General features: G+C 50.9%; 8 protein-coding genes and 1 pseudogene. 3 read left to right on the top strand and 6 right to left on the bottom strand.

All coding sequences use genetic code 11. The annotated features are described in order from the left end of the window. Window positions 1-2: 2 nt before the first annotated feature. The 3 genes from ACQYWX_RS25115 to ACQYWX_RS25125 all read right to left on the bottom strand — a co-directional run bounded on the left by ACQYWX_RS25115 (window position 3) and on the right by ACQYWX_RS25125 (window position 5513). Window positions 3-1181 (bottom strand): efflux RND transporter periplasmic adaptor subunit, encoded by a 1179-nt coding sequence (locus ACQYWX_RS25115; RefSeq protein WP_431686758.1) that lies wholly within the window; start codon window positions 1179-1181, stop codon window positions 3-5. A 315-nt stretch (window positions 1182-1496) separates the two neighbouring features. Further along, window positions 1497-3341 (bottom strand): pre-peptidase C-terminal domain-containing protein, encoded by a 1845-nt coding sequence (locus ACQYWX_RS25120; protein WP_216736892.1) that lies wholly within the window; start codon window positions 3339-3341, stop codon window positions 1497-1499. A gap of 801 nt (window positions 3342-4142) precedes the next feature. Then, entirely contained in the window at window positions 4143-5513 is a 1371-nt protein-coding gene (locus tag ACQYWX_RS25125) for a hypothetical protein (RefSeq protein WP_431686759.1), read from the bottom strand. A gap of 308 nt (window positions 5514-5821) precedes the next feature. On the opposite strand from ACQYWX_RS25125, the gene ACQYWX_RS25130 reads away from it, so the two are divergent. After that, window positions 5822-6613 (top strand): substrate-binding periplasmic protein, encoded by a 792-nt coding sequence (locus tag ACQYWX_RS25130; RefSeq protein ID WP_216736890.1) that lies wholly within the window; start codon window positions 5822-5824, stop codon window positions 6611-6613. A 174-nt stretch (window positions 6614-6787) separates the two neighbouring features. On the opposite strand, the gene ACQYWX_RS25135 is transcribed toward ACQYWX_RS25130, so the two are convergent. Further along, window positions 6788-7366, bottom strand: a complete 579-nt coding sequence (locus tag ACQYWX_RS25135) for a TetR/AcrR family transcriptional regulator (protein WP_431686760.1) — start codon at window positions 7364-7366, stop codon at window positions 6788-6790. A gap of 171 nt (window positions 7367-7537) precedes the next feature. On the opposite strand from ACQYWX_RS25135, the gene ACQYWX_RS25140 reads away from it, so the two are divergent. Together ACQYWX_RS25140 and ACQYWX_RS25145 are read left to right on the top strand one after the other, a co-directional pair. Next, window positions 7538-8404 carry an ABC transporter six-transmembrane domain-containing protein gene (locus ACQYWX_RS25140; protein ID WP_431686761.1) on the top strand — a complete coding sequence of 289 codons (867 nt, stop codon included), beginning with the start codon at window positions 7538-7540 and terminating at the stop codon, window positions 8402-8404. 153 nt (window positions 8405-8557) lie between these two features. Further along, window positions 8558-9856, top strand: a complete 1299-nt coding sequence (locus ACQYWX_RS25145; RefSeq protein WP_431686762.1) for a WD40 repeat domain-containing protein — start codon at window positions 8558-8560, stop codon at window positions 9854-9856. A gap of 164 nt (window positions 9857-10020) precedes the next feature. Here the strand turns inward: ACQYWX_RS25145 and ACQYWX_RS25150 are convergent, their stop codons facing one another. Together ACQYWX_RS25150 and ACQYWX_RS25155 are read right to left on the bottom strand one after the other, a co-directional pair. Then, on the bottom strand, window positions 10021-10752 hold the full coding sequence (locus ACQYWX_RS25150; protein WP_431686763.1) for a hypothetical protein: 732 nt from the start codon (window positions 10750-10752) through the stop codon (window positions 10021-10023). 167 nt (window positions 10753-10919) lie between these two features. Next, window positions 10920-11869: pseudogene (locus ACQYWX_RS25155) on the bottom strand (IS3 family transposase). Window positions 11870-11928 lie beyond the last annotated feature (59 nt).

Raw genomic sequence — 11928 nt, forward strand, 5'->3', positions numbered from 1 at the left:
AGCTAGCCTCCGATAACAACAGAGGTTTCACCGTCTGCCGGAACTGACAGGCTATCGCCGAGGATCACATTGTCTCCATCATTCAAACCGGACAGCACCTGCACGTAAACATTGTCGCGGATGCCGGTTTCAATGGTTCGGTCTTCCGGCTGGCCGTTCACCAGCACACGCACTTTGTGCTCTGCGCCGCTGATCTCCTGGTCGGGATCTAACGCCGAAATAGGAATGCTCAGCGTTTGCGATTGTCTATTAATAATGATGGACACTTGCGCCGTCATGGCTACTCGCAGGGAGTAGTCGGGATTCGGCGCTTCCAGCACACCGCTGTAATAGACGGCGGTGGTGGAGTTACTGACGGAGCCGTTATCGGAAATATTGTCCGGGGCCAGCTTGATGGTGCGCAGAACGCCACTGTATTGACGATCCGGATCGCCCAGAACCGTGAAGTTCGCCTCCTGGCCGGACTTCACTTTGGTGACGTCCGCCTCAGATATTTGCGCCTTCACCGTCATCGTGTCCAGGTTTGCGAGGATCAGCAGTGTCGGCGCCTCCTGGGTCGATACCAAGGTTTGTCCCTGCTCGAATTTAGTGGCGATCACCACGCCGTCCATCGGCGCCACGATCTTGGTGAATCCGAGATTAGCCTTCGCGGTTTCAACCTGGATTTCCGCCTGACTGATCTGGGCCTCCAGCGCTTCAATGTCGGCCTTCGCGCTTTCCAGCTGGGCGCGTGCGTTTTCCAGCTCGGACACGGACGCGGCCGCCTGGGCGTTCATTTCACGCTGGCGTTTAAACTCCAGCTCGTAGTAACGCAGCATGGCCTCACGGGACCGCCGCGACGCCTTGGCGTTTTTCAATTCCGCCATGGCGCGGTTCAACTCATTGCGCTGTAACACCGGATCGATTTCCGCCAGCAGTTGGCCTTTGGCCACCCTATCGCCGACAGAGACGTTCATGGACTTCAACTGCCCGGTAACCTGAGCGCCCACCGCCACTTGCTTGGCGCCTTCCAGGACGCCGGTGGCCAGCACCGTTTGCTCTATATCCCGCTTTTCCACAGGGGCGGTAACGTATTCAACGGGCTCAGGCTCGAACCAACTCTGAGCGTTCCAGCCGACAGCGGCCAAAACAACAAAAATGACCACTCCCACCACAGCAGGACGACGCGATTTCTTTGCCATGCGAATTACACAAGAAGTTAATTAATGAACACAGATATGTTGAAGTCGCCGTGAACCCGGCATCCGCCAGGGGGCGACGTTAATCAGAGGGGCTGCTCCAAAGTAGAGCACTCTAGCGAATTTTGCCTAGGACTTCTAACAAAAACACAAAACATGGACAAGCTTTATGGAAACCGCAATACGCCGGTCATCAAAGCTCAAAACCGCCGTGAAAAGAACAAAAAAAGGGGCGCAAAATTGCGCCCCGGAAAATAGCCCGGACTTAAATACCGGACCCTCTCATGCATTCATGAATAACGTAGCGAGTACGTCGAATTACTCCGCAGACCAGTTGAACAGTTGCTCAACGATAGTGGTCAGAGGCTGGCTGTAACCTGCCGCATTTTTCGCGTTGGTTTTCCAGCTGGAAGGAATAGGTTGTCCTTTCGCCCAGCCAGAGCCGCCTTGGGTGTATTGAATGTTCAGGTTGTAGTTGGAGCTGTTGTTGTAGCCTTTAACGCCAACGTAGTAAGTTCCCGCTTCGTTTGCAGAGCACTCCTCGTTAGAGCCTTCCTGATATGGACGGCACTGATAGGTAGTGTCGCTTGGCTGGGCGCCTTTGTTCACGTACAGGTCCGCATCGCTGTCGCCAGTCATGGTGACTTTGAAGGAGCCAGTGGTGGTGAACGGACCGTAGAACGCCCACTTGTTCTGCTCGATTACGCCCGCTTTTTGCTCTGTCTTGGTCTCGCTGGTGGAACCAGTCGGGTTGTAGTAAGAGACAGCGTGCGCGCCAGGTCCAGGTGTCCACAGGAAGTCAGGGTGACGGTTGTTGTACCACTCGCCGCCAATGATGTCGCCGTTGGAATCCAGCTCCAGGTCATACACGTAACGAACAGTGTAAGTACGGTCGTATGACGGATAGTCTTTGTCTCTGTGAGTCGGGCTGGTTTCCACGATGTAAGTCAGCTTCATCTGAACGCCGACGACTTGCTTCGCTTCCTGAGCGCGATACTTGGAGAACTTGTCCTGTGTGTAATCGCTCATGGCGATAACCGCTTCTTGCGCCGTGTTGTAGGAAGCGCCAGTTTGCGGGTTGAAGTAAGTGTATTCGTACTTCAATACTGGCTGGTTCCATACTTCATAATCGAATGTCGCATCGATAACGAAGCTGCGCTTGCTTACGCCGATCTGGTTGACCACCGCTTTGTGCCAGCTGCCTGGGTTGCTGTCGAAACAGGCTTGATCCAGGATACGGCCGTTTTCATCTTTGCCGGGATCTTTGGAGTTACAACGTCCGCCGATGAAGCGCACGCCTGGGGACGCTTCCGCCCACAACAATGTACCCAATGCTTTGATGTCGGATGGGAAGAACTTGATGTCCTTGCCTTCTGGCGACTTAACAGTGATGGAGCTAGATGGACGCGGCAGCATGTAGGCGGCAGGAGCCCAACCGTGGCACAGACCCATCCAGGCTTCAACGGAACCGTAACGATCCCAGTAGCCTTTACCGGACTCCCACATTTTCTGAGTCAGAGTGAAGTTGGAGTCGCCCACCAGCAAGTCGTACTTTTCAGACGGAGACAGGTTATCGATTTCGCCTGCGTCGATATATTCTTGCGGCTTGTGAGTGCTGGTCGCGAAAATCCAGTGATCGTACCAGTTGGACGGCCAGGAATCATTCAGCTTGGGATCGGCGTAGCGAATGCCCAGTGCGCCTTTGTAAAGACCCCAGTAGTCGTCGGACCAAGGCTGGCTGGCCAGGGAGGCTTTAGTCAGATTCGCAGTATCCATTTCGTGAACGTTGCCAATCAGTTGGTCGCCGTTGTCCACCAGGCGCGCAGCATTGTCGTTGCTGAGCTCCATAGAGCGCATCATCATGAAGCCGTTGCTGCGGGAACCATTCAACAGGTCTCTGCGCAGTTCATCCTTATCTTCTACGAAGTCGCCGGAGAGAATTGCTTCGTCACTGAATACTGGCATAGCCAGATCGCCGTTGGCGGCTTCTTTGACAGGCACTTCGTCCATGACTGCGGCAGGGTTGGCGTGGAAACGCTCCAGGTAGTCGCGAACGTACTGTGCGTCCTGACCGGAAACGTCGGCCAAGGTGACGGCGGAGACGCTCAGCGCCAGAGTGGAGACAGAAAATGTAATAGCCCGTTTAAGCGTGTTTTTGTTCACGGTTATAACTCCTTTTAACCTAAATAAATCAGTATTTATATCTTTCCGTTTAACTGTTCAGATATTATGCGTAGCCATTGTTTTATATGTATAAAAGGCGGGGATCAGGCATATACATCAACTTATAAATATAAGCCTATGCCAGACCAAACAACGTATCTCCTTATATGCGGATCGTTCCATATCCTTTTACCGGCTAGGTTAGCCGGGCGGCAATCTATCAGGATTAGTCCATTTGGTCAAGCGTTTGAAACACGGCCTCTCACGCCATCAAAAATTCACATAATTACTTGAAAAACATCAATAATATTAAAAGCCATCTATTTTCTTCGTGCAAAAAAAGAGCTGTAGCATCATTGTTTTGAGTTAAGTCAATACAACGGACTTAATACTCCATTCCAAAAAATCACAGCCATTTTTTATGAATACCTTTTCATGGCTACAATCCCCTAAAAGGCGAGGCCATTTTAATGCCCGCGCATTATATTAATATCGGTATGGAATACTGTTGACGCAGTTTTAAATTGATTGGAGTCAATAAGTTTAAGGGTGAATGCCGCGCAAGAAACAATTGAGAGGCGAGGTGCGATCTATCCGACCAAAGATTTATCCAACAAACTTAAAGAGGGTAACGATGGAAGTTTCGCCTCTCAGCGACCGCCTCCAGTCATAGCTAAAAAAGACGCTTGAAGATACGGCGGATGAAAAGGTTGTCAGCGCCACACTCACAGCAAGCAAAGCTCTGAGCAAAACGCTCAGAGCTTCATTTCGTTCATCAAGCCGAAACCGCCAGTTTTAGACTCAACGACAAGAACCGCTGGACTCTTTTAAGCCTTCGATTCTGTGTCCAAGAGAGTCCAGGTTGGAGACCGTCAACGCTGCGTCACAGGCTTCTGAGAAGAAGCCATAATCCATGGTTTTCACAGTTTGAGTGTCAACGGATTTAGAGTTAATGATGCGTATGTCCGTTGGGTCCTGCAGCGCCCCGTTCATGATTCTGTAGCCGGCGATGCTCGCCACGCCGCGCCAGTACCCATTAGAGCCTGGGTTTATCGCAACGGTGTTGTCAAAGGTAACGGAGTGAGGCGCAGGCGCCGAATGGTCTGGGTTGTTCTTCCCCGTCAATACAAAGCCTGAGAGCCCGCTGTCTGTAACCGTGACGTTTTTAACCAGGGCGCATGAGGCCCCGTTAGCGAACTTTACGCCGAAGGCATGGGTGCGCGAAATGGATGCGACATCCACCAGGATATCCGCGAGCGGATTGCCAGTGAAGTCAATGCCCTCCCACACATCTGTTATTTTCGCCCCACGAATCTCTATATTGAATTCGTCCCTGTCCGTTTTTTGTTCGCAATTTGCCTGCTTATCCAGATCATCAAAGTTTGAACCGATAGTAATCCCGTCCGTTTGATATGGCATAGCGCCATCAATTAGGTGGGCGTAGATTCTTTCAATGCTGGGATTATTAATCCGAATATTATTCGAGCGAACGATGAGCAAGCCCGCTATTTGCTCCTCAATACGAATCAGGTTGTCGCTCCCACAGTTCGCAGGATCATGAATCATGCGAGAACTCCAGTCCTTACGCGATAGCAGTGAATTCTTGGTTAGCGTGCTTTCATCTTCCCGACAGGGGCTCCAAAACATATCGTGGACGTACAGGTCGTTGATTGTCACGTTGTCAGAATCAGCAATCAGAACGCCAGGCCCGCGCCCATTGCCGCTGACTTCTACGTTACTCAGGGTCACCCTGTTTGCATTGTCTATCCAGATTCCAGCAGAGTCGGACATGGAACCAGAGGTCTTATTCCCACCACGCACAAGCGCGATATTTTCCAACTCGACCTGCAGTGGCGCTTCAGCCGCGCCGCGGATCAAAAAAGCTCTGTAGTTTGAGGGATTCGCGAGATAGCTGGCGTCCGGCGCAAATAAGAATCTGGCGTTCTTAATCGCCATGCTTTTATTAACATCGACTCTCTTCTTGATCAGATAGGTCTGGTTCTCGCCATCCAAAAAACCCATTTCAGGCTGGTGATTATCAATGGCGTTGAATATCGCCTGCGTGTCGTCCGCTACGCCGTCGCCCATCGCGCCATATTCTCTTAGCGTTTCCGCCTGAAGATACGGGCTGGCCGTCGCCGATAACAACGCCAGAAAAACTACTTTCTTCATGAATTATCCTTTCAAAATTACGCAATCATGCGCCTTTAAACCACAGTTACCCATCAAAAACAAAAGCTCAAAGTAAGGCGGGTCAATCTTATCCGTTTTTGCTCCAATCAGGACCGAGTTTTCGCACTTCTCACTCAAAGACATCGCTCCGTTTTTAAGCGCTTGCGGTATTAGCCCCCAGCTGCACGCCACTTCCCTGCCCGTTTGACGCTTTCGCATATCGATACAATACTTTAAGCAACTACTGTCGGCGCTGCAGAGATCTTGGTCTGGCGTCGGCGTTCGCCTTCTAAGCAGGTGGCGTTCTGATGTTTATATCAAAGACGTTGAAGTGGCGGAGCCTGCTCCTGACATTCGCATTCTTGCTGCCGTCCGGCCTGACCATTGCTGCGGACCCTGCCGCCGGGCTTCGGTTTATCACCGAAGAGTCGCCTCCCTATAACTACACCGAGAATGGCCAGCTGAAAGGAAGCTCCGTGGACTTGCTGGAAGCGGTGCTGCAAATTATCGGCTCAAAACAGACGCGCAAAGACATACAAGTGCATCCCTGGGCGCGGGGATATCGTATGGTCTTGAACGAGCCTAATACGATGCTGTTCAGCACCCGTCGTAATCCTGATCGCGAAGACTTGTTCCGCTGGGTTGGCCCTGTCGCCTCGTCGCCGGTGGTGCTTATGGCGAGAAAGCGTCGTGATTTTGAAGTAAAACAGTTATCGGATCTGGATGACCTCTCAGTCGTCGCGGTCGCCAGCGATATGGGCGAGCAGGTGTTGGACGCTTACAAAATTCCGAAAGATATCCGCCAGACTGTCTCGCATCCGGATATCGCCGCCCGTATGCTGATTTTTCGCCGCATCCACCTGTGGTCCTATGGACAAAGAACCGCACTATGGCTGCTCAAACAGCAAGGCGCCAAGGTGGAGGATTATGAGCCCGTCTGGAGTTTCGGCTCCGCGGGAGATCTCTATTTCGCCTTCCACAAAGACACGCCCGATGAGACGATCCAGCTCTTTCAGCATGTCCTGGATCAATTGAAAAATGACCCCGGCGATGATGGACTTTCAACCTATGAGAGAGTGTTGAAATCCTATCTTGAGTAAATCCTTTCTACCGTTGTCATCACCGTGTAAAAAATACCCTGATCATAAAATGCAAAAAATCCCGCAAGCCCTACGGAATAAAGGGATTGCGGTGTTTTCCAAAGAGATATCCACAGGTTGTGTGGATATTTACAGGAGAAAATCTGCGCAACGCTGGAAGAGTTGGCGCAAAAATCACTCTAACGTCGCCACCATACGACGTGCGGCGTCAAGCGCGGAGGCGCGGTAGCGGTCCGCCATCTGTAAGGGCTGCATGGAGTCTATGTTGAAATACAGAGAGGCGATGCCAAAAGCGACGGACTGCAGAGCATCGTCGTCAGTATCGGGATAATCCCGTGTGAGAATCTCAGCGATATCGCCATAAAACCGCTCTGTCCATGAGCGCATGGCGTCGCTGATCGCCGCATCCCGGCTTGCGGCGAATATCAATGCTGACTCCAATTGCATGCGTTCTCTGTCATCGTCTTCATATTCAAACAGCATGCGCAGAAATGCTGGCGCGACTTCTGTCGCCGGCAGGTCACTCAGCATTTCTCGCCACTCACGGTCATACTGCGCCGCTATTTGCTCGATCAGTTGCAGGGTTAAATCCTCTCGGTTGCCGACATAATGGCGCACCAGACTGCGTTGCAGCCCCGACTCTTCCGCAATACGCTCCAACGTACTCCCTTCCAGACCATATCGGGCCACACAGCGCCGAAAGGCCTGCATGATTTCTTCCGTTCTTTCCGACTTTTTACTTGGCCGCGCCATAAAACCCCCCACATAAATTATCAGCATTGACAATTTATTCTTTCGCACATAGATTGTCAATAATGACAACTTACCTATTTAATCAACCTGAAACGATGACACCGATAAAAAATCTGCACGCTGGACTCACCTGCGTGATGAGCAACAAGATGAACAACAAAGGGCAGCGCAATGAACGCCGCACCTGAAATAGGCTTACGCCGAATATTAAAAGAGTTCCGCTGGCGCGTTGGACTCACCTGGCTACTGGTGTTTCTCGAATATGCTCTGGACGCGGCCATCCCTCTACTGATCGGACTGGCGATAGACGACATGCTGTCCGGCGGTTCGACCCAACTGGCCTGGCTGGTTTGCGCCTTCGTTTTGATCACCACCATCGCGGTCCTGCGTCGTTTCTATGACACCCGCGCCTATAGCAAGATACGCGTCAAACTGGGCTCAGAATTAGATCAACGACAGCAGGCGTTGTCCGTCTCCATTCGCAATGCGCGTTTGCATATGGCGACGGAGCTGGTCGACTTTATTGAAAAGGACACGCCGGAACTATTCGCGGCGGTCATCACGCTGGTTGCTTCCGCCATGATTCTGTCGTCTTTCTCAATGGACCTGGCGATGAGCGCCCTCGGACTACTGGTCGCCATGCTGACGGTGTATCTGTGTTTCCATCATCGATTTTTCCGCCTCAACGGCGGCCTTAACTCACAGATGGAGCGCCAAGTCAGCATATTAAGCGCCCGCCAGCCGGGACAGTTGCTGAAGCATCTGCACGCCATACGACATTGGCAGGTGCGCCTGTCCGATGCGCAGTCCATTGTCTATGGTCTGATTTTTTTGCTGATCACCGCCTTCGTCGTACTCAACCTTTGGCTCTGTAGTAGCTATGTCGGCATAACAACAGGCTCCCTGTTCTCCATTGTCACCTATTCCTGGCAGTTTGGAGACGCGGCAGTCTCACTGCCGACGACATTACAGAGCTGGTCGCGCCTGCATGAGATAACGATACGTCTGAATAACCCGGAAGCTCATGGCGCCGCCTGATGTAAACTCAATCGCCCTTCTCTCAAGGGCGATTGACTCCAGCTGGCCAAGCCGCTAGTTTAGCCAAACTAACGCTATTCGCCCCGGGCGCTCGCCAAGAGCCTGATAGCGCAATCGACTCCAGCCTCAATGCAGTCTGCTCAAAGGATGACAATGACAACTCAACACTGTTCCCACGCCAACCCGCACATTTGCGTCTGCCCGCATATTTTCGACATGTCAGTTAAAAACGGCGTTAAACGCTTTATCGGAGTTGGAGAGCAAGCGGAATATCTTTGTGCGGAATGCGCCGATGCGGAAAACTTTAAATATTGCTATTGGTGCGATGACTGTTTTGTGGCGGCGGACGCCAATTGTTATTGGTCGATAGCAGGCATGCTGGAAATCAAAAGGGAACCGAAAGCATTCCATTTTACCCGGCGGGAAATTCATCTCGACTTACTAAACGGACGCACCCTTCTTGACCTTGAGCCGCTAAAGAACCATCCCACGGACGCCATGCTTTTCACCGATGATGGCGGATTGTGGCGCGTGAATCTCCAGAATGGCGAATCCGTCCAGGTCGCAACCTTACCTGTTGAGCAGATCCATCCCGCTGGGGCAATTACCCTGAAGATCAGTCCTGACAATCTGTTTCTGGCCATCACCTCTTTGCTATACCGGCATGCAGACGAAGGCTCTTCCAATAAAGGCTTAGTGCTGGACCTCAGCTCTGGCGAGATCCTCATGCAGCTTGACGCTGGCGACTACCATATGGAAGAAGCGGACTTCCCCGTTGCTTTTTTTGAGCAAGATGGGAAAACCTTATTAGTCTGCGCCACCGACTGGAATCAACTGGATATCTTCGACCCGAGAACGGGAGAATGCCTAACCCCGCGCCATTCCGACACGCCGCCAGAACATGATGAAGACGCTACTTTTATGAGTGAATGGAGCGGCGCCCTCGTTATCTCGCCGAACGGCCAACGCATCGCCACGATCGGCTGGGTATGGCACCCTGTTGGCGTCGCCTACAGCTGGGACTTGCAGCACTGGCTTAACCACAACCCCTGGGAGCCGGACATCGGCGAATCCAAAGTCATGTACGCAAGCTGGGATTACTTCTGGTCCTCGCCCTTTTTCTGGATCGACGAAGACCGCATCTGTATTTGGGGATGCCAGGACCTGCATACCGACTACGACGTCCCCCTCGCCAGCGCCGCCATCTTCGACGTCAAAAGCGGCGAACAAATCAAATGGTTCGCCGGCCCCACCATGAACGCCTTCTACTACGACCAATATCTGTTCTCAACCACGGAAAAAGGCGACGCCATCACCATATGGGACCTGGAAAGCGGCGCACTGCTATACGAATACCCGTGCGACCTTCCTATTAACTATCTGCCGGGAAGTAGAGAATTTGTTTGTAATGAGGGTAATGGGGTGTTGGCGCTGAATGGGTGGAGTTTGTAGGTTTTCGGTATGAATTTAATTGAGCTCGGAAGTGGCGAGGAGAGAAAACGACGCACTTAATATCTGAGCTCAATTTTTATTACTTACAAAGGGAAAATCGATCAAATTACCTCCTATACAAGTGGTGTTTATCACTACCGGCCTTATACACTTGTATCATAAATTTACTTATAAAGTTCTTCATCCCCCCAAAATCCTGGAGTATAGTTAATTTTATATTTTGAACTATCCACCTCGGTAAGAAGCCCTGCCAAAGCGACTCTTGCATCTGTTGTAAGGGTATCCATAGAGAAACCTGGATAGGCCAATTCAACCATATCTTCAACCGTTTCGCTTTTCAAGAAGCGATTATCTCTCGCCCAAAAGCATCTATAAAATCTATATGCTATATATCGTCTAGCCGACATTACTACATCATTAACAAAGACAGGGCATCTCTCAAAGTAAGGAATTGTAGACTCGATTTTTTCTGAGAGATAATTTAAGCCTTCATCATATAACGCTAGCGTACCAGAAAAGGTTTCAGCATCATCAAACGATGGGTTAGGCCAGATTTGAATAAACCTTCCCTGACCTCTACTTATTAGCGGCCACTCCTGAACAGGAACACGCATCATATCTTCAACTGAAATAGATATTAGTCTACAGTTTCTACGCCTCCACTCACTAGCCTTTACTTTCCCTTGAACAACATCACGAAAAAATGCATTTACATACCTTTGCTGCCCGCCATCAACAATCTCTCGCAAGTAGTTTCGCGCCAAGAAACAGTCTTCCAGCATAATTTTTCTTATTTTCTCCAGCAGAAAATCTGGAAATTCATTTAAGTTACTTATTTTTTCCATCATATCTATCCATAATCTTTCCTGTCTGCTGGAACTACTATACTCTGCCACCTTTGATCCTTATACAATAACTCCTCCTCACTACGATGAATGATAAGTGGCCCTAGAAAGATTTAGATTGAGCCTGAAAAGATCGTTCCGTCTACCCCAAGAAGCTATTCCTGTTTCAGTGGCCATATCTCCTAAACTGATCCTGCCCACAAAGATTAGACACGTCATTAAGCGACTTTCGATGCCTCATAACTTTCTGGGCTGAGATACCCATTTGTGCTGTGAAGGCGGGTTCGATTGTAATCCACTTCGATATACTCAAACACGGCTTCACGCATTTCTTGTCGGGTTGCGTACCGCTCTCCGTGAATCGCTTCCACTAAAGAAGCTTTCCACACAGGCATTGTCATAGCAATTGCCTTTGCCGCTCATGCTGCAACGAAGCCCGTGCGCCTGAATCAACGTCTGATAGGCTTCTGAGCAATATTGGGAGCCTCGATCTGAATGGACGATCACCCCTTTGGGCTGACGTCGACGCCACAACGCCATGCGCAAGGCGTCGCAGACCAGCTCCGATTTCATTCGCTCGCTCATCGCCCAGCCTATGACTTTACGGCTGAACAGGTCCAGCACGTCGGCTAGATACAGCCAACCTTCTTCCGTCCACAAATAGGTGATGTCACCCGCCCATTTTTGATTTATCTCCGTTGCATTAAAGTCCTGCTGAAGAAGGTTTTCCGCCAAAGGCAGGCTATGCCTGGGGTGAGTGGTGGCCTTAAACTTTCTGGCGGCTTTCGCTCTAACGTAGTAGCGCTTATTGAGACCTGATGCGTTCTCGCCATGCAAGTGATGCGGAAAAAGCCTGTGTGAGAGTGCATAAAGGCGTACCTCACTTCACGCTTTTGGCGAAGTACGCCGCCGCTTTTTTTAACACGGCAAGCTCTTCCGCCTGTTCAGCCAACTGACGCTTCAGGCGGGCGTTTTCCTGGGCCAGCTGCTGTTCCGTTTCGCCACGAAACTGCGCCAGCCGCGCTTTACTGCGTCAATTGTAAAGTTGACCCAATTGCCTTGCGGCGGCGCTCACGCCGATACGTTGAGCTAGCGCCAGGGCTTCCGCCTTGTACTCGTCGGAATAACGCTGGCGAGATTTGGAGTTTGATATTTTCTGTTTGGTCATAGTTCACCTCTGTAGCGTAGTGTACTCGCTTAACAGGGTGTCTATCATTGGTGAGTAAT

It is taken from the genome of Hahella sp. NBU794, assembly GCF_050749805.1.
In the GTDB taxonomy this organism is placed as follows: domain Bacteria; phylum Pseudomonadota; class Gammaproteobacteria; order Pseudomonadales; family Oleiphilaceae; genus Hahella.

Coding starts and splice junctions, on each gene's coding strand:
- ACQYWX_RS25115 (WP_431686758.1), bottom strand. CDS start 1,181: ATGGCAAAGAAATCGCGTCGTCCTGCTGTGGTGGGAGTGGTCATTTTT.
- ACQYWX_RS25125 (WP_431686759.1), bottom strand. CDS start 5,513: ATGAAGAAAGTAGTTTTTCTGGCGTTGTTATCGGCGACGGCCAGCCCG.
- ACQYWX_RS25130 (WP_216736890.1), top strand. CDS start 5,822: ATGTTTATATCAAAGACGTTGAAGTGGCGGAGCCTGCTCCTGACATTC.
- ACQYWX_RS25135 (WP_431686760.1), bottom strand. CDS start 7,366: ATGGCGCGGCCAAGTAAAAAGTCGGAAAGAACGGAAGAAATCATGCAG.
- ACQYWX_RS25140 (WP_431686761.1), top strand. CDS start 7,538: ATGAACGCCGCACCTGAAATAGGCTTACGCCGAATATTAAAAGAGTTC.
- ACQYWX_RS25145 (WP_431686762.1), top strand. CDS start 8,558: ATGACAACTCAACACTGTTCCCACGCCAACCCGCACATTTGCGTCTGC.